The sequence below is a fragment of the Fodinicola feengrottensis genome, from assembly GCF_010993775.1.
GTDB classification, from domain to species: domain Bacteria; phylum Actinomycetota; class Actinomycetes; order Mycobacteriales; family HKI-0501; genus Fodinicola; species Fodinicola feengrottensis.
Genome location: NZ_WOTO01000042.1, coordinates 20,989 through 37,108 on the forward strand (window position 1 = coordinate 20,989; position 16,120 = coordinate 37,108).

Annotated in this window: 13 protein-coding genes and 7 pseudogenes; 1 reads left to right on the forward strand and 19 read right to left on the reverse strand. The window is 69.2% G+C overall.

Going from position 1 to position 16,120, the window contains the following annotated elements; genetic code table 11:
• The first annotated feature begins 94 nt into the window (after nucleotides 1-94).
• On the forward strand, nucleotides 95-1,066 hold the full coding sequence (locus GNX96_RS32260; protein ID WP_163571766.1) for a helix-turn-helix transcriptional regulator: 972 nt from the start codon (nucleotides 95-97) through the stop codon (nucleotides 1,064-1,066).
• Here the strand turns inward: GNX96_RS32260 and GNX96_RS32265 are convergent.
• The 19 genes and pseudogenes from GNX96_RS32265 to trmD all read right to left on the reverse strand — a co-directional run bounded on the left by GNX96_RS32265 (nucleotide 1,063) and on the right by trmD (nucleotide 16,007).
• Nucleotides 1,063-2,389, reverse strand: a pseudogene (locus tag GNX96_RS32265) (MATE family efflux transporter). The gene GNX96_RS32260 and the pseudogene GNX96_RS32265 sit on opposite strands and share 4 nt — an antisense overlap.
• A 228-nt stretch (nucleotides 2,390-2,617) precedes the next feature.
• Complete coding sequence (locus tag GNX96_RS32270; protein ID WP_163571808.1) at nucleotides 2,618-3,532, reverse strand: tyrosine recombinase XerC; 915 nt, start codon at nucleotides 3,530-3,532, stop codon at nucleotides 2,618-2,620.
• An 11-nt stretch (nucleotides 3,533-3,543) separates the two neighbouring features.
• Complete coding sequence (locus GNX96_RS32275; protein WP_279582072.1) at nucleotides 3,544-5,115, reverse strand: winged helix DNA-binding domain-containing protein; 1,572 nt, start codon at nucleotides 5,113-5,115, stop codon at nucleotides 3,544-3,546.
• A gap of 78 nt (nucleotides 5,116-5,193) precedes the next feature.
• Nucleotides 5,194-5,586, reverse strand: a pseudogene (locus GNX96_RS65360) (DNA-processing protein DprA); the annotation flags it as partial.
• A pseudogene (locus tag GNX96_RS61585) lies at nucleotides 5,516-6,160 on the reverse strand (DNA-processing protein DprA); the annotation flags it as partial. The pseudogenes GNX96_RS61585 and GNX96_RS65360, both read right to left, overlap by 71 nt.
• Nucleotides 6,048-7,579 (reverse strand): annotated as a pseudogene (locus GNX96_RS32285) (YifB family Mg chelatase-like AAA ATPase). The pseudogenes GNX96_RS61585 and GNX96_RS32285, both read right to left, overlap by 113 nt.
• Nucleotides 7,576-7,932 carry a YraN family protein gene (locus tag GNX96_RS32290; RefSeq protein WP_163571769.1) on the reverse strand — a complete coding sequence of 119 codons (357 nt, stop codon included), beginning with the start codon at nucleotides 7,930-7,932 and terminating at the stop codon, nucleotides 7,576-7,578. Before GNX96_RS32290 ends, GNX96_RS32285 begins: the two are co-directional and overlap by 4 nt.
• A gap of 347 nt (nucleotides 7,933-8,279) precedes the next feature.
• Nucleotides 8,280-9,362 carry a DUF1266 domain-containing protein gene (locus GNX96_RS32295; RefSeq protein WP_163571770.1) on the reverse strand — a complete coding sequence of 361 codons (1,083 nt, stop codon included), beginning with the start codon at nucleotides 9,360-9,362 and terminating at the stop codon, nucleotides 8,280-8,282.
• A 70-nt stretch (nucleotides 9,363-9,432) separates the two neighbouring features.
• A complete protein-coding gene (locus tag GNX96_RS32300) occupies nucleotides 9,433-9,723 on the reverse strand; it encodes a hypothetical protein (RefSeq protein WP_163571771.1) in 291 nt (96 codons plus the stop codon).
• A gap of 102 nt (nucleotides 9,724-9,825) precedes the next feature.
• Nucleotides 9,826-10,157, reverse strand: a pseudogene (locus GNX96_RS32305) (DUF2469 domain-containing protein).
• A gap of 105 nt (nucleotides 10,158-10,262) precedes the next feature.
• Nucleotides 10,263-10,865 carry a ribonuclease HII gene (locus GNX96_RS32310; RefSeq protein ID WP_279582073.1) on the reverse strand — a complete coding sequence of 201 codons (603 nt, stop codon included), beginning with the start codon at nucleotides 10,863-10,865 and terminating at the stop codon, nucleotides 10,263-10,265.
• Nucleotides 10,865-11,326, reverse strand: a complete 462-nt coding sequence (locus GNX96_RS32315) for an NUDIX hydrolase (RefSeq protein WP_163571772.1) — start codon at nucleotides 11,324-11,326, stop codon at nucleotides 10,865-10,867. The genes GNX96_RS32310 and GNX96_RS32315 overlap by 1 nt, the downstream gene beginning before the upstream one ends.
• A 13-nt stretch (nucleotides 11,327-11,339) precedes the next feature.
• Complete coding sequence (lepB, locus tag GNX96_RS32320; protein WP_163571773.1) at nucleotides 11,340-11,936, reverse strand: signal peptidase I; 597 nt, start codon at nucleotides 11,934-11,936, stop codon at nucleotides 11,340-11,342.
• Nucleotides 11,937-11,940: 4 nt separating this feature from the next.
• A complete protein-coding gene (lepB, locus tag GNX96_RS32325) occupies nucleotides 11,941-12,555 on the reverse strand; it encodes a signal peptidase I (RefSeq protein WP_163571774.1) in 615 nt (204 codons plus the stop codon).
• Nucleotides 12,556-12,568: 13 nt separating this feature from the next.
• Entirely contained in the window at nucleotides 12,569-13,186 is a 618-nt protein-coding gene (gene lepB / locus GNX96_RS32330) for a signal peptidase I (RefSeq protein WP_163571775.1), read from the reverse strand.
• Nucleotides 13,187-13,211: 25 nt separating this feature from the next.
• Nucleotides 13,212-13,838, reverse strand: a complete 627-nt coding sequence (gene lepB / locus GNX96_RS32335; protein ID WP_313885830.1) for a signal peptidase I — start codon at nucleotides 13,836-13,838, stop codon at nucleotides 13,212-13,214.
• Between the two features lie 89 nt (nucleotides 13,839-13,927).
• Nucleotides 13,928-14,701 carry a signal peptidase I gene (gene lepB, locus GNX96_RS32340; RefSeq protein ID WP_163571776.1) on the reverse strand — a complete coding sequence of 258 codons (774 nt, stop codon included), beginning with the start codon at nucleotides 14,699-14,701 and terminating at the stop codon, nucleotides 13,928-13,930.
• 28 nt (nucleotides 14,702-14,729) lie between these two features.
• A pseudogene (rplS, locus tag GNX96_RS32345) lies at nucleotides 14,730-15,085 on the reverse strand (50S ribosomal protein L19).
• A gap of 159 nt (nucleotides 15,086-15,244) precedes the next feature.
• Nucleotides 15,245-16,007 (reverse strand): annotated as a pseudogene (gene trmD, locus GNX96_RS32350) (tRNA (guanosine(37)-N1)-methyltransferase TrmD).
• Nucleotides 16,008-16,120 lie beyond the last annotated feature (113 nt).

Sequence of the window (16,120 nt, forward strand, 5' to 3'; positions counted from 1 at the left end):
AGAACACCCTTTCGTCGTTGTTGTCCCGTACGAGCACCGATCTTGGAAGCAGTCCTTGCCATCTACTGTCAGTGGTTCGCGATAGCTTCGGACCATGCGCGCCAGCCGGTTGCTGTCCCTGCTTCTGCTCCTGCAGAACCGCGGGCAGCTGACCGCGCGGCAACTCGCCGACGAGTTGGAGGTGTCCATCCGGACGATCTACCGGGATGTCGAGGCGCTGTCCGCGTCCGGGGTGCCGGTCTACGGCGAGGGCGGGCCGAGCGGCGGCTATCAGCTGGTGGCCGGCTACCGGACCCGGCTCACCGGACTGACCGGTGGCGAGGCCGAGTCGCTTTTCCTGTCCGCGGTGCCGGCCGCCGCCGCCGAGCTGGGCCTGGGCACCATGCTCGCGGCCGCCGAGCTGAAGCTGCTGGCCGCGCTGCCGGCGGCGTTGCGCGACCGGGCTGGCCACGTCCGGCAGCGATTCCATCTGGACGTGCCGGGCTGGTTCCGGGAGGCCGACCCCACCCCGCACCTGGCCGCCGTCGCCGACGCGGTGTGGAACCAGCGGCGGATCCGGGTGGACTACCAGCGGTGGGCCGGCCCGACCACCCGCACGCTGGAGCCGCTCGGCGTGGTGCTGAAGGCCGGGCTTTGGTATGTGGTGGCGCGCTCGGCTGGCCAGCTCCGCACGTACAAGGTGGCCCAGATCGTCGCGTTGGAGCCGCTCGACGAGCCCTTCGACCGGCCGCCGGACTTCGATCTTCCCACGTTCTGGGCAGCGTGGGCGCGGCGGTACGAGAAGAGCGTGCATGTCGCGACCGCTGTCGTCAGGCTGGCGCCGGCAGCGGTCGAGCGGTTGCCGGGCGTCCTCGGCCGCGCCGTCGCCGACGCGGTGCAGCGTACGAGCATCGGCCCGGATGAGGTGGGCTGGGTGACCGCCACGATCCCTGTGGAGAAGACCGAAGTCGCACACCGCGACCTGCTGAAACTCGGCGCCGACGTGGAAGTGTTGGAGCCACCGGAGTTACGCGCGCTGATGATGACCGAGACGGCCAGTCGATTCGCCGCCGCGTATCTCGCTTAGCTCTTGGCCAGGTCGGCGCCGACCACGGCCCAGCGGCCGGAGCGTTGCCGGATGAGCAGCGTGACCAGCCGGATCACCATCATCAGGCTGAGTCCCGTCCAAATGCCGACCAGTCCCCATCGCAAGATCAGCGACAACACGATCATCGGGAGATAGCCGAGGAAAGCCGCAAGGATCGTCGCGGTCCGTAGGAAGGCCGCGTCGCCGGCACCGAGGAAGACTCCGTCAAGGGCGAAGACCACGCCGGCGATGGGCTGCAGGAGAACGAAAATCCACCACGCGAGCGGGATTTGCGCGAGCACCCCCGGGTCGGCGGTGAACGCACGCGGGAGAATGCCGGCGAGCGCGGCGAACACGACCCCGAGTCCGGTGCCGAGCACCAGGCCGTAGCCAGTGATCCGCCGGGCGACCGATCGCGCCTGGTCGGCGGACCCGGCGCCCAGGGCCGCACCGACCAGCGCCTGCGCGGCGATCGCGAGCGAGTCAAGCACCATGGCGAGGAAGCTCCACAGCTGCAACACCACCTGATGCGCGCCGGCGGCCTCGGCCGACGTACGGGCCGCCACCGAGGTGGCGGCGACCCCGGTGACCTGGAAGGCGAGGGAGCGTACGACCAGGTCGCGGCCCAGTTTGAGCTGCGCGAGGATCGTTCGCGGCTGTGGCCGCAACGGCACGTGCTCGGCCCGCAGGGCGCGCAGGAACAGGGCCGCACCAACGAGTTGGCAGGCGACGTTGGCGACCGCCGAGCCAGGCAGCCCCCAGCCGACCACGTAGACCAGGACCGGGCAAAGGATCGCCGAGGCCACGTTCGCGGCCAACACATAGCGCAGCGGCTTCACGGCATCCTGGACGCCTCGCATCCATCCGTTGCCGGCCATGGTGACCAGCACAAACGGCGCCCCCAGCAGGGCGATCCGGAGCCATGAGACGGCGGCCGCCGCGATCGGTCCGGCGCCGGCGAGCGGCGAGCAGCCTGGCCACCGGCCCCGCGAGCAGCTCACCTATCACCAGCAACACAGCGCCGAGCGCGAGCCCCAACCAGGTCGCCTGCACGCCTTCGGCCACCGCGTCCGCACGCCGTCCGGCTCCGTGCAGCCGGGCCGTGCGGGCGGTCGTGCCGTACGAGAGGAAGGTCAACTGGCTCGACACCAGCGTGAACAGCACCCCGCCCAGGGCCAGCCCGGCCAGCGGCGTCGCGCCGAGATGCCCCACGACCGCGGTGTCCACCAGCACATAAAGCGGCTCGGCCGCGAGCACCCCGAGCGCGGGCACCGCCATCGCGAGGACCCGCCGCGGACCGGTGTCAACCTCAAGCGCGACCATCGACTCTCCAGGTTAAGTAAGGGGTAGAGTCACCCTCTACCCCTGACGCTAACACGCGCCAGCACACCGCCATAGCCCTCTTCTTCAGCCCGCACAGCCCAGCTGCCGCCGATTCAGGCGACACCTCAAACACCCAAAGACACCCCCGTCGCCAAAAATGTCAGCCCCACCCCAGATTCTGGATTTTTCGGGGGCGGCATCTTCTGCGTACACCGTACGCAAGCAGCTTCAGGCGCGCGGATGGGCCTGCTGGTACGCGGCGCGGAGGCGTTCGGCGGACACATGCGTGTAGATCTGCGTGGTGGCCAGCGAAGCGTGGCCGAGCAACTCCTGCACTGTGCGCAGGTCAGCGCCGCCTTCGAGCAGGTGGGTGGCGGCCGAGTGGCGCAGGCCGTGCGGACCGATGTCGGGCGAGCCGTCGACGCTGCGAGCGGCGGCGTGCACGATCCGGCGGACCGTGCCGGGGCTGATTCGCTGGCCGCGAACCCCGAGGAAGAGAGCCGCCCCGCTGTCTGAAACGCGCAGGGCCGGGCGACCGATGGACAGATACGCCTGGAGCGTGCGCTCGGCGGGAATGCCGTAGGGAACCGTACGCTCGCGCCCGCCTTTACCGAAGACACGCACGAGCCGTCGTCCGTCGTCGACCGCGGACAGGTCGAGGCCGCAGAGTTCGCCGACGCGGATCCCGGTGCCGTAGAGCAGCTCCAGGATCGCGCGGTCGCGGGCCCCGACCGGTTCGTCAGGCGCGGCCGGCGACTCGACGACGCCAGCGGCTTGCTCGCGGCGCAACACCGCTGGCAGGTCGCGATGCGGCCGCGGGCTGGCCAGCAGCGCGCCCACGTCGGTGGGCAGTAGGCCGGTGCGGTGTGCCCAGGCGGTGAAAACCCGCGCTGCCGCCGCGCGTCGGCCGAGCGAGGTGGAAGCCGCTCCCCCGCTGCGTAGCCTGGCCAGCCAGCTGCGCAACGCGGCCAGCTCCAGCTCGGCGGGGCTGGTCAGGCCCAGCCGGACGGCATGGTCGAGCAGCGACACGATGTCGGTGACATACGCTCGTACGGTGTGCTCCGACCGCCCGCGTTCAGCGGCCAGGTGTCGCTCGAAGCGGTCCACCGCCTCGCGATGCGCGACCGGCAGCTCGGCACGCATCGCCTTGGTGCTCACGCCGACAGCTCTTTTTCCAGCGGCGTACGGAAACTGGGGGTGACCCGGCGATCGCCCAGGACCGTCGTCAACCGCTCCACCTCGACTTGGACGCGAGTGGTCGCGTCGGCATCCACGTCCTCCAGCAACCGGTAGACGATCTCCCCGGAGGCTCGCTGCGCCCATCCACCGACGATCCGGCCGTCCAACCAGACCGTCGGGCCGATGTTGCCGTTGCGGTCGAACAGCGCGGCCGCGTGCTCACCGAGGAACCAGCCGCGGTCCTGCCAGCCCATCGGGGTCGGGTCCAAACCGGGCAGCAAAGCCGCCCACGGCCTGACGGCCGGAGCCGGCTTCAGGTCATCGGCGAGGGCGATTCCCGGGGTGCCATCAAGATCCACCTCGGACACGTTGAGCTGCGACAATGCCTTCTTCGTCTGACCAAGACTCCAGCCCGTCCACCATTTCAGGTCGGACAGCGGCGCCGGCCCGAAGGCGCTCAACCAGCGCCGCGCCAGCTCTGCCGCGCCCTCTTCCGCCGATGACTGAGCAGGTTCGGCGGGCAGCCAGTCCTGCGCCACTGACCACTGGTAGAGCCGCGACATCCACGAGCCGCGCGGCCGGCCGCGAACGATCCTTCCGTGCGCGGCGAGCACGATCAGGACCCGGCCGGTGATGTTCTGGGTCGACTCGTACGGCTTGCCGGCGGCCATCACGATCGGCGTCCGCAGCAGCGGCACCTCGGCGGAAATTTCGGCCGCGGTCGATGGACCGCGAGTCCGCAAGGCCTCGAACGCGGCTTCCTCCAGCTCCGCAAGCCAACTCTTCACATCTCCCTCGTGACCAGCGGTTTCGAGCATCTTGACGAGCAGCTTGCGCTGCTGCGCGCCGACCGCGCTGGCGGCCGCCTCCTGGACGGCCGGCATCAGGTCCAGCGGCACCACGAACAGGGTCCGGCGCATGCCGAGCATTCGTACGACGGTGCGCTCCTCATAAAGCGTCCGCTCGATCTCGGCTGGGTCGGGCTGGCGGAGCCGGGCGATCGCGGCCAAGTAGACCGAAGCCGGGTCGCTGGCGTGGAGGCAGACCACGCTGGAGGCGGCCTCCAGGGTGCTGTCGACCCGAGCCGATGCCGCCAGCCGATGCCGCGAGGCCAGCCTCGCCCGCCGCTGCTCGACCCCGATCCGTACGACCATGCGCACCTCCGATCCCCAGCCTAGAGCCCTCCGCGAACTCGACGTTTTCGTTGTCTCCGCCGGCGTGTCGCGAGCAAAAACGTCGAGTTCGCGAGGGTCACCGGATCGAAGGGCGAGCAGAGAGGTGGGGGTGGTGCGGGCGCCGGCGGCGAGGCGATAGCGGTCGGCGTCACGGTGCAGGCGGGCCGCCTCGACCAGGCCGGCGAGGGCGGTGGTCACCTGGTCAGCGGGGAACGAGATGGCCTCGCAGAGAGTGCTGGCCGAGACCCAGTCCATGGCCGGCATTGCCTCCACCACGGCGGCGCTGACCTCGTCGAGGCGATCTCGCCAGCCATCGGGCGCCCGGGGCAGGTCGGCGAGGTCTGCGCCGATCCTGCCGACTTCCTCCAGCACCTCCTCGGCGCGAGTGACCAGGATCGCGAGGCCGGATCGAAGCAGCTGGTGACAGCCGACCGAGGTGCCGGAATTGACCGGGCCGGGCACCGCCATCACCACCCGGCCAAGCTCGGTGGCTCGCCGAGCGGTCGCCCGAGCACCGCTGCGAGCGCCGGCCTCGACCACCACGGTCCCCGCGGTCAACGCCGCGATCACCCGGTTGCGGACCAGGAACCGAGGTCGCCGCGGGGTGGTGCCAGGCGGCCACTCGGACACCAGCAGACCGCTGTGGGCGATCTGATCGAACAGGCCGGCGTGACCCGGTGGATACGGCACGTCCACGCCGCAGGCCAGCACCGCGACCGTCTGGCCGTCGGCGGCCAGCGCGCCGCGATGGGCCGAGCCGTCGATCGATCCCCGTACGCGCGCCGCCGGACACCACCGTCCAGTCGCGGATCGCCAACCCGTACGACAGCTCGGCGGTGACATGTGAGCCGTACCCGCTGGCTGCCCTGGACCCGACCACCGCCACCGACTGGCGGACGGTGTCTGCCAACCGCAGCGGGCCGCGCAGCCACAGCGCCACCGGTGGCGCCACCGAGCGCTCGATCGTGGAGACCGAGCTGCCGCTGGCGACCAGGGCCTGCCGGCGGGCGGCGAGGCGGGCCAGCCCGAACAGACTCGCTTCCGGCCACTCCGCGTCACCGGGGATGGCCAACCGTGCGCCCACCTTGGCGGCCTTCTCCAGCAGCCGGTCGGCGAGATCGAACGGATCCATCCGCTGGCTGTCCTCGCGCTGGCTAGCGATCCGCCGCACCAGGTCGGCCGCGCCGACCCGCTCGGCGGCAAGCCGCACCCGGTCGTCGCCCGGTTCGACCAGCGCGGTGAGCGCGGCCCGGCCTCGCCGCTCCTCGTCCAGGACGAGTGTTTCGGTGCTGGTCATGGCTGGCTCACGCGGCCTTTCCGGTCCGGAGTTCGACGGCCTGGTCGACGTCGTCGCCGGCCGGCATGGTGCGGCCGGCGAGATCGCAGACCGTCCAGGAGATGCGCAGCACCCGGTCATAGCCGCGGGCCGACAGGGCACCGTTCTCGAATGCCATGTCGAGCGTCCGCCGGACCGACCGCGGGAGTCTGAAGTTCTGCCGCAGCGACGGACCGGGCACGTCGGCGTTGGTGGCCCAGCCGTACGGCCGCCAACGGTCCGCCGCCGCCTCGCGGGCGAGCCGCACCCGTTCCCCGGACCGCCGCCGAGCTCTCCAGTTGATCCGTTGGCCCCAGCAATGCCCCCGGACGGACCGGCAACAGCTTCACCTGCAGGTCGATCCGGTCCAGCAGCGGCCCGGAGATCTTGCGCAGGTAACGCCGGCGGGTAGCCGCCGGACAGGTGCAGAGAGCATCGCCTCTGGGACTGGGGCGCACGGGCACGGCACGGATTCGCCGCGACGACCAGCTGCACGCGGCTGGGATACGTCACGATGCCGGCGGCCCGGGAGATCTGCACCTGGCCACGCTCCAGCGGTTGCCGCAGCGACTCGAGCACGCCTCTCGGGAACTCGGGAGCTTCGTCGAGGAAGAGCACGCCTCGATGGGCCAGCGAGAGCGCACCGGGGCGAGCCAGCCCAGCGCCACCGCCGACCAGCGCCGGCATCGTGGTGGTGTGATGCGGGGCCTGGTATGGCGGGCGGCGGATCAGCGCGCAGTCGGGCGGCAGCACCCCGGCGATCGAGTGCACCGCGGTCACCTCCAGAGACTCGTGCTCGGACAGCGGCGGCAGCAGGCCCGGCATCCGTTCGGCGAGCATCGTCTTGCCAGACCCGGGCGGCCCCACCATCGCGAGGTGATGGCCACCGGCGGCGGCGATCTCCACCGCGGCCCGGCCGTCCGGCTGGCCGACCACGTCGGCCAGGTCCAGCCCACTGTCCTGGTCCGGGTCGACCTCCGGCGCCGGCTCGTCCGGGATCTCCAGCGTGCCGCGCAACATGGCCAGCAGGTCCGCGAGGTTGTCCACCCCGACGACCCGCAGGTCGGCGCTGACCAGCCGCGCCTCGGCGGCGTTGCCGGCCGGCACGACCACCCGGCCGATCCCGGCCCGGCTGGCCGCCAGCACCGCCGGCAGCACGCCCCGGACCGTACGAATCCGGCCGTCCAACGCCAGCTCGCCGACCAGCACGGTGTCCCGCAACGCCCCGGCGGGCAACACCCCGGCGGCCTGCAGGATGGCGACCGCCATCGCCACGTCGAAGCCACTGCCCTGTTTGCGCACCGAGGCCGGCGACAGGTTGACGGTGATCCTGCTGGTCGGCCAGCCCTCGCCGGAATTCGTCACGGCCGCCCGCAGCCGGTCCCGGGCCTGGCCGAGCGCGGTGTCCGGCAGGCCGGTGATCACCAGCTTGGGCAGGCCCTGGCTGAGGTCCGCCTCGACCTCCACCAGATAGCCCTCGATGCCCAACAACGCCACCGAACGGGCCCTCGCGACGCTCACAGCACCCCTCGCAGGTGCTCGACCTGGGTGCCCAAGGTGGTCGAGAGCAGCACTTCGACCACGTCGAAACGCAGGGTCGGAGCGTGCTTGCCGGAGTCGGCGAGCCACATCCCGGCGAGCTTGCGCAGCCGATTCGCCTTCTCCGGCGACACCGCCTCCGCCGGCCGGCCGAACCTGGTGCCGCGCCTGGTCTTCACCTCGCAGAAGACCAACGCATCGCCGTCCCTGGCGACCACGTCGATCTCGCCCGCCCGGCAGCGCCAGTTGCGGTCCTCGACCGCCATCCCAGACTCGCGCAGGTGCCTTACCGCGACCTCCTCCCCGAACCTGCCCACCGCGTTACTGATCCCCATGCCGACCACGTCGCACCCTCCCCGCGCCGAGCGACCAGCCGCCGGTGCGTACGCCGGAAATCCTGCCGGCGGGGACGGGTGGTGGGACGGGGACGAGGGAGATCTGTGGATGGCGGGCGGGGCTGGGGATAACCCGGTAAGGGCCCCAAGATGTGCTACCGAGCGGTCACTGGCCCGGCAGGCCCGCCGCGCGTCGCGCGAAGAAGCCCTCGGCCTGTTCGTCGGTCATCGCGACCCGGCCGGCCGGCTGGGACGCGACCGGCGCACGGCGTACGTCCGCGTGGCTCTGCCATTTGGTCGTCTTCCACGGGCTCGCCGACTCGGTGGCGAGGATGTCGTGGGTCAGTTCAGCGCGTGTCCCGGTAGCAGGAACCGAAGGCGCCCTCGTCGAAGCGCAGCACCCGTCCGAGCGCGTAGCCGAGCGAATACTCATGCCAGGAGCCGTAGGTCGCCTGGCTCAGCTCACCGGCCTGGGTGATCAGCCGCTCAGCGGCGGCGCGGTCGCAGTATCGGGCGGCCAACCCCCAGCGGATCACGTTGACGGCCCGCCCGTAGTCATAGCCGGCGACGGTGTCGACCACCTCGTCACCGGTCATCATCTCGGCGTCCCGGAAGGCCGCCTCGTACTCCAGGATCATCCCCATCAGGTCGATGGTCTCCTCCAGCGCGTCCTGCGGGATCTCCTTGCCGCGAGCCCAGGTGAGGAACTCGTTCCGCCAGACCTTGACCGGCAGCGAAGCCGCCGCCGGCCCACCGAGATGCCGCCGCATCGACAGCAGCACCTGGATCGCCGGGTCGCTGTTGTCCGCCTCGAACAGATAGCCGAGCTGCTGGGACCAGGCGTCGGCGCTCTCGATCCCCCAGTCGTCGCGCAGCCGCTGCATGTCCGCGGTGTAGTCGCCGCAGTACGTGTTGATCGTACTGTTCCACACCACACCGTTGGACACGGCCAGGTGCGCGCCGCAGGCCAGCCCATGCGCGAGCGGCCCACGGGTCGGCCCGCGCCCAGTGGTGATCAGCTTGTCGTGCACGAACCGGCCCGGCGGTCGGCCCGGTTCGCTCAGCCAGTCCTGGATCATGTCGTGGCTGAACGCGGCCTCGATCGGGGTGCCGCGGTTGACCACGAACCAGCGCGCGCGGTGGCTGTCGTTGCTGGCCAGGTTCTCCCACTGGGCGCAGAACATCACCCAGTCGTCGTCCAGCTCGTCGAGCTCACCAATCGTGCACACGTCCAGGAACTGCCGGCCCAGCTCCTTACGCAGCGGCAGCGAGTACGCCTCGCCCGTACCGTCGACGAGGGCGTCGCCGTCGCTCTTGGGGACCTTCAGGTAGACCTCGCCGAGCCCGACGATGCGCTGGTACGAGGCGAGGTCGCCGCGGCTCTTCGCGGCGTGGAGCTGCTGCTCCAGATCGGTCGGCGGCTGCCACACCTTGCGAAGGGTCCTCTCAGACGAAGTTCTTCGCCGACCAGCCTAGGTGTACCGCCAACGCACCGATCAGCTACTCGGCATCGTCACTCACCCGATCGACCGCGTCACGCCCAGGACTCTCGGTCCGATAACGACCGGGCGTCGTCGCCGTACGAGAGGTGTCCACGTCCGACCCGCCAGGACCGACATCGGGCGTGTACGTGCCCAGCACCGGCTCCGCGCTCTCGGAGGTCGCCTCGGCCCGATGCACCCCGCCCGGGTCCATATCCGCCGGCCGCTGCTCACCGCGGCCCTGGTCGGCGTGCAGGTCCGGGAAGGCCTCCTGCGGGCTCGTACGCCCCTGTCCGGCGTCGGGTGGCACGGGCGGCGCCGTTCTGCTGCGCCGCGCTGTCATATCGCTGGTCAGTCATCGATCCTCCTCCTCATCCCAGGTGGGATACCCCGGATGAGGAGGACGAATCGGTTACTCGCCGAACGGCGCCGACCCGTCGGACGGCAGCGAGATGTCCGGCTTGTCGAGTTCCTCGACGTTGACGTCCTTGAACGTCACCACCCGGACGTTCTTCACGAACCGGGCCGGCCTGTACATGTCCCAGACCCACGCGTCGGACATCTCCAGCTCGAAGTAGACCTCGCCGTCCGCGCGTTGCGAACCTGCAGGTCAACCGCGTTGGCCAGATAGAACCGCCGCTCGGTCTCCACCACGTACGAGAACTGCCGGACGATGTCCCTGTACTCCCGGTAGAGCTGAAGCTCCATCTCGGTCTCGTACTTCTCAAGATCTTCCGCACTCACTCAGCCAACACCCCCTCCAACTGCACATCATCGCTTACCGCGATCGATACGTGACGCTGTGACCCCTTCAACGTCGAAACGTTGATGAACGACGACCGATGGATCTCACACGCGCCGTGCTCGCGCGAGCGCGGCCGTGTGTTCGGCGGTGATGTAGCCCTTGTGCCGAGCGAAATCGTACTGCGGCCAGGCCTCGTGCAGCTCCACCATGAGCCGGTCCCTGGTCACCTTGGCCAACACCGAGGCGGCCGCGATGCACGCGACCACCCGGTCCCCCTTGGGCACTGCCAGCGCCGGAGCGCAGAAACCGTCCACCCGGAAGCCGTCGGTCAGCACGTACTGCGCTCTCTGATCCAGCAGCCCCACAGCGCGGCGCATGCCGTCAATATTGGCAGCGTGCACGCCACGGTGGTCGACATCGGGCGTGTCGACGACCACCACCGCGTACGCCGAAGCGCGTGCGATGACCTCGTCATAGACCCGGTCGCGGCTGGCTGGGGTGAGCAACTTCGAGTCGGCCAACCCGGGCACCTCTCCGCGCCGGCCCGGCGGCAGGGAACAGGCGGCGACCACCAACGGCCCCGCACAGGCCCCGCGACCAGCCTCGTCGGCGCCGGCGATCCGGTCGAACCCACGCCGGCGAAGTGCCTGCTCCATGGCGTACATGCCGGCCTCGCGGCGGATGACGGTCCTGGGTGGAGCCAACATCAGACCGCCTCTCGGATCAGGTCGGGCAACTCGGTGGGAAAGAACAGCTCGTCGGTCGCCGCCAGCTCGTCCGCGCTCCACCAGCGGTAGCCGTGGCACGACCGGCGCTCGACATCCTCCCAGCCACTGCTGTCGACCTCCAGGAAACCGCAGCGCAGAACGAAAAACGTATTGGTCTGGCGATAGAACCTGCCCTCGAACGTGAAGCGCGCCTCGTCGTCGTGGAAAACCGGGCCGGTCAGTTCCTCGGGCGACGCCCGCAGTCCGGTCTCCTCGGCCAGCTCACGGACGGCGGCCCGCAGCGTGTCCTCTCCCCGGCCGATGCCGCCACCAACAGTGATCCAATACGGCGGTTTGTTCGGTTCGCCCGGATCGAAAGCATGCATCATCAACAGCCGCGCGTCCGGATTGATGAGCAGCACTCGGGCACCGGCCCGTTCGATCACGTCGTCAGCGGTCATCCTGCCCCACACCCTACTGCGAGGGTACGTGCGAAAAAAAAAAAAACGTCCGGCACCGGCAGACTGGACGCGCGCGACAGCGGCCAGTAGATCCGCCACACCGGACCGATGACGCTGGCGACCGGCACGGTGCCGGAGCTGTCGTCCAGATGAAAGCGCGAGTCGCCCGAGATCGGCCGATGTCGCCGAGCAGGAAGATCCGGTCTTTGGGAACTCGCACGTCGAACGGGACCATCGACGGCACATCGACGGGATACAGATACAGCTCGGTCAGCGCGTACCCGTTGACGCTCACCTTGCCGGCCGCATCGCAGCACTTCACGTGATCGCCACCGATTCCGATGACCCGCTTGGGAAAGGTCGACTCCTGCGCACTGACTCCCCAACTCGGCGGCGCGGTGAAGATCACGATCTCACCACGCTGTGCGGCTCCGGCTTGCTTGCGGACCAGAATCCGGTCGTTGAGCTGAAGAGTCGGCCCCATCGAGGCGGACAAGACGGTGAAGGCACGGTACGAGGCCAGTCCGCCAACGACCGCGGCCACGACGACGAGCATGACCACACAAGCCACGATCAGAACGCCCAGCGCCCAGCGCCGGGTGGCTGCCATCGCCTTACTTCTTCGGCGCCGGGACCGACGCGAAGGTCGCCGGGACGCCCAGTCCGGTCCACCGGTTGAGGGGCCAGTACGTGGCGAAAGCCTCGCCTTGGACATTGCTGATCGGGACAGTGCCCGAGTCCATCGCCAGGTAGATCCGGGAATCCCCGGAATTGCCGCGATGGTCACCCATAACGAAAATCCGGCCGGCCGGCACGGTGATGTCGAACCGGATGTCCGACGGCCGGTCGCCAGGGCGCACGTACGGCTCGGTCAGCCCATATCCGTTGACGGTGACCTGACCAGCCGCGTTGCAGCACACCACGTGGTCACCGGGCGTACCGATGACCCGCTTGATGAAGATCTTCTCGTCCGGTGGCGCGTTCCAGCCGACCGGTGGCTGGAAGACGATGATCTCGCCACGCTCGGGCGCCCTGAAGTCGTAGACGATCTTGTTGACCAGCACCTGGTCATTCACCAGGAGCGTGTCCTCCATGGACTCGGACGGAATATAGAACGTCTGCACCGCGAACTGACGGACCACCAGGGCCACCACCAGCGCGATGACCACCAGGATCGGCAGTTCCACCCAGAACGGCAGCCGGCGGCGCCGGGTACGTGACTCTGACATCGACTCCCCCTGCTCAGGACCGCGCGGCCGCGGGCACGTTGTCGAAAGTGGCTGGCACGCTCAGCGGGGCCCATCGGGAGATCGGCCAGTAAATCGCGAAGGCTCGGCCCTCGACCGCGCTGATCGGGATGGTGCCGGACGAGTCGCCCAGGTGATAGCGGGAGTCACCGGAGATGTCCCGGTGATCGCCCAGTACGAACAGCCGGCCGGCCGGGACGGTGATCTGGAACCGGATCGTGGAGGGCTGGTTGCCGGGGAACAGGTACGGCTCTTGGAGGGCGTACCCATTCACGGTGACCTTGCCGGCCGCGTCGCAGCACACGACTTTGTCCCCCGGCTCCCCGATCGCCCGCTTGATGAACTCCTTCTCGTCTGGCGGCGCTTTCCAGTTGGCCGGCGGCGCAAAGACGATGATCTCGCCCCGTTCGGGCGCCCGGAAGTCGTAAATCAGCTTGTTGACCAGCACCTTGTCGTCCAGCGCGAGGGTGTTCTGCATCGAGCCGGACGGGATGTAGAACGGCGCCAGCGCGAACTGGCGGACCACCAGCGCGACCACCAGGGCGATGACGACCAAAATCGGCAGCTCGAGCCAGAAGGGCAGCCGCCGACGGCGGGCCTGGGTTGCTTGCATCCGCGAAACCTGTGTCTTTCTCGGCTCAGGACCGCGGTGCCGCGGGCACGCCGTCAAAGATGGCCGGCACGCTCAGTGGCGCCCAGCGGGATATCGGCCAGTAAATCGCGAACGCCCGACCCTCGACGCTCTTGATGGGAATCGTGCCGGACTGGTCGGTCAAGTGGTAGCGGGAGTCACCGGACACCTCGCGGTGGTCGCCGAGCACGAACAGCCGGCCGGCCGGAACCTCGATGCTGAACGGCATGCTCGACGGGACGTTGCCGGCGTACAGGTAGGGCTCGGTCAGCACGTACCCGTTCACGGTCACTTTTCCGGCCGCGTTGCAGCACACGACCTTGTCGCCCGGCGTCCCGATGACCCGCTTGATGAACTCCTGCTCGTTCGGCGGGGCGTCCCAGCTGGGCGGCGGCTGGAAGACGATGATCTCGCCGCGCTCAGGCGCCCGGAAGTCATAGATCAGCTTGTTGACCAGCACCTTGTCGTTGATCTCGAGCGTGTGCTCCATCGACCCGGAGGGGATGTAGAACGTCTGCACGAGGAACGTACGGACCAGCAGCGCCAACACGAGAGCGAAGACGATGAGGATCGGCAGTTCGATCCAGAAGGAGAGACGCTTACGTTTTCGGTTGCTCAGCTCGCACCAAGGCAGCCTACGATGCCGGTCGCCGTCGGTGTTGCCCGGTACACGACCAGTTCGTGCCGCATCTGCCGCTTGACCACGACTTTTTTACTTGGGCATTAGGGATCGCGGCGGCCACGGACGCGTCTCGTACGGACCGGTAGGGCCAGCAGCGCTGAGGCGTTCAGGCCGCCGAAGGTGGCGGGGACGTCCAGCGAGCTGGTATGCGAGAACGGCCACACGATCACGAAAGCACGGCCGATGACGTCGTCGATGCTGATCGTGCCGTGCCACGTGTCGGTGATGTGGTAGCGCGAGTCGGCCGAGATGGCCCGATGGTCGCCCAGCACGAACAGCCGGTTGGGTGCCACCTTGACCGGCCCGAAGGGGCGCTGCGAGAGGGGGGTGTTGTCGTAGACGTACGGCTCGTTCAGACCGAGCCCGTTGACCGTCACCCGGCCCTGCCGGTCACAGCAGCGCACAGTGTCCCCTTGGACCCCGATCACCCGCTTGACCAGGTCCTTCTCACCCGGTGGAGTGGCGCCGAAGAGGCTGCCGATCCAGGCCAGCGTGACGGGGCCGAAACCGCTCGGCGGGGTCACGCCCTCGTCGTTCCAGTCGTCGGCCCCACGAAAGACGACCACCTCGCCGCGCTTGGGATCGCGCACGGTGTAGATGATCTTGTTGACCAGGATCTTGTCGCCGATCCGGAGGGTCTCCTCCATCGATCCGGACGGGACCGTGAAGGGCTGCACCAGGAAGGCCTTGACCAGGATGGCGATCGCGACCGCGACACCGGTCAGCAGCAGGGTTTCCTGCCACAGGGCCAGCGGCCGGCGCTCCCGGATGGCCCGGTGACGCCCGCCACGGTGCGCGTGACCGTGGCTGGGCACCGAGGTTCTACGCGACGAAGGACCGCGCTCAGCGCGCGATCGCCTCGCGCTTCTCCTTGATCTTGGCGGCCTTGCCGCGCAGGTCGCGCAGGTAGTAGAGCTTCGCGCGACGCACGTCGCCGCGGGTCACCACCTCGATCTTGTCGATCACCGGGGTGTGCACCGGAAAGGTCCGCTCGACGCCGACGCCGAAGCTGATCTTGCGGACGGTGAAGGTCTCCCGCACGCCCGAACCCTGGCGGCGGATAACCGCGCCCTGGAAGATCTGGATCCTGGAGCGGTTGCCCTCGACGACCCGTACGTGCACCTTGGGGTGTCACCGGGACGGAAGGCCGGGATGTCGGACCGGAGCGAGGCGGTGTCGACCGCATCCAGGGTGTTCATCGTGAAATCGCTTCCTCGTCGTTCAACTGGCGCGGCACACGCGTGGGGCTGCACCGGACGTTTAAGGGCTAACGGTCTGTAACTCTGCGCATCCGCAAGGGCGGGCGGCAACCTGTCTATGGTGCCACAGCGCGTACGCGGCGGTAAAACCGGTGCCGCTCAGTCTTCCTGGCCAGGCTCGATGCCGGCCTCGGCCAAAACCGTACGGTCTGCTGTGGACAGCGCTTCGGGCGCCAGCGCGGCCAGCAGGTCGGGCCGTCGAGCGGCCGTACGCGCCAACGCCTGGTCTCGCCGCCACCGTGCGATCCGGCCGTGGTCACCGGACAGCAGAATGGGCGGAACGTCCCGATCTCGCCACGAGGCCGGCTTGGTGTAGACCGGATATTCGAGCAGACCGTCCGCGTGCGACTCCTCAACCAGCGGACTCCGGGTTGCCCACCACACCGGGCAGCAGTCGGCCGACCGCCTCGACGATGACCAGCACGGCGACCTCGCCGCCGTTGAGCACGTAGTCGCCAAGAGAGATCTCCGTCACTGGCATCCGCGTCGCGGCCTCCTCGACGACCCGCGCGTCGATTCCCTCGTACCGGCCGCAGGCGAACACCAGCCGTTGCTCGGCCGCCAACTCGTGCGCCATCGCCTGGGTGAAGACCTCACCAGCCGGTGTGGGGACGATCAGCCTGGCCTTCTCCCCCGCCGGTACGACGGTGTCCAACGCCTCGCCCCACGGCTCCGGCCGCATCACCATGCCGGCGCCCCCGCCGTACGGCGTGTCGTCCACGGTGCGATGGCGGTCGTGTGTCCAGTCCCTCAGGTCATGGACCGCCACCTCCAGCAGGCCCTTGTCGCGGGCACGGCCGAGCAGCGACTCCCGGAGCGGCGCCAGGTAGTGGGGGAAGATCGTGATCACGTCGATGCGCATGGCAGGAAAGACCGTACCGGCCGGGCTGAAACGGTCGGCACGCCGGACTAGCGTCTTGAGCTGTGCGGAACGAGTGGGCTCTGTTGCCACCGCTGGGCTTGGCGTTGCTCGCC

Excerpts from the sequence above, each read along its gene's own strand:
- lepB (WP_163571775.1), bottom strand. The coding sequence starts at position 13,186 with ATGCAAGCAACCCAGGCCCGCCGTCGGCGGCTGCCCTTCTGGCTCGAG.
- GNX96_RS32310 (WP_279582073.1), bottom strand. The coding sequence starts at position 10,865 with ATGTTGGCTCCACCCAGGACCGTCATCCGCCGCGAGGCCGGCATGTAC.
- GNX96_RS32270 (WP_163571808.1), bottom strand. The coding sequence starts at position 3,532 with ATGCGTGCCGAGCTGCCGGTCGCGCATCGCGAGGCGGTGGACCGCTTC.
- lepB (WP_163571774.1), bottom strand. The coding sequence starts at position 12,555 with ATGTCAGAGTCACGTACCCGGCGCCGCCGGCTGCCGTTCTGGGTGGAA.
- GNX96_RS32260 (WP_163571766.1), top strand. The coding sequence starts at position 95 with ATGCGCGCCAGCCGGTTGCTGTCCCTGCTTCTGCTCCTGCAGAACCGC.
- lepB (WP_163571773.1), bottom strand. The coding sequence starts at position 11,936 with ATGGCAGCCACCCGGCGCTGGGCGCTGGGCGTTCTGATCGTGGCTTGT.
- GNX96_RS32315 (WP_163571772.1), bottom strand. The coding sequence starts at position 11,326 with ATGACCGCTGACGACGTGATCGAACGGGCCGGTGCCCGAGTGCTGCTC.
- GNX96_RS32290 (WP_163571769.1), bottom strand. The coding sequence starts at position 7,932 with ATGGGGATCAGTAACGCGGTGGGCAGGTTCGGGGAGGAGGTCGCGGTA.